1 protein-coding gene is annotated in these 688 nt (G+C 70.8%); it reads left to right on the top strand.

All coding sequences use genetic code 11. The annotated features are described in order from the left end of the window. Positions 1-205 precede the first annotated feature (205 nt). Positions 206-688, top strand: a 483-nt coding sequence (locus tag AWZ10_RS48200; protein WP_159058374.1) for a helix-turn-helix domain-containing protein, incomplete at its 3' end; no start/stop codon positions are given.

The raw sequence follows: 688 nt of genomic DNA, 5'->3' as shown, positions 1-688 counted from the left end.
CCGCCTCGGCCCGCGCCTCGGCCGGCGACGGTGCAGAGGGCGGCGCCCCAGGGCCGCGGGTGACGGTGGTCCAGCGGAGAGGGATGGCGCAACCCTGCAACCATCCCGGCCGTATTGACGTGCACGTGTGGGGGAGTGTCTGGGGTGCCGTCCCGGATCAGGGCATGACGGCACAGGCCGACGGATGGATGCGAGTACGGACCACATGGATGCAATCCACGATGACGTAGCGGAGTTCGCGCTACTGCTGGCGCGCCTGAAGGAGCGCACGGACCGCAGCTACGCGGCGCTGGCCCGCCATCTGGGAACGAACGCCTCCACGCTGCACCGCTACTGCGCCGGTGAGGCGGTTCCCAAGGACTTCACCGGGATCGAGCGGTTCGCCGCACTCTGCGGAGCATCGCCCGAGGAACGCGTGGAGTTGCACCGCCGGTGGATCCTGGCAGTCGCGGCACGGCAACGAGCACGCCCATCCGATGCCCGGCGGTCATCGACGCCCCAAGACACCACGAGCACCGCGGTATCGGCATCGGCATCGGCATTGGCATCGGCCGCATCCGCGAGCCACAGCAGCCCGACGGACGAGGCGCCCGAGCCGACCTCACCGGCCGACCCGCGCCCGGAGCCCTGCTGCTCGGGGTTGGTTCGGTGTGACTTCTCCGGGCCGCCGTATGCGACCGGCCCGACT

The organism is Streptomyces europaeiscabiei, assembly GCF_001550375.1.
Classification (GTDB): Bacteria; Actinomycetota; Actinomycetes; order Streptomycetales; family Streptomycetaceae; genus Streptomyces; species Streptomyces europaeiscabiei.
This window is presented reverse-complemented; position numbering and strand designations above follow the sequence as displayed.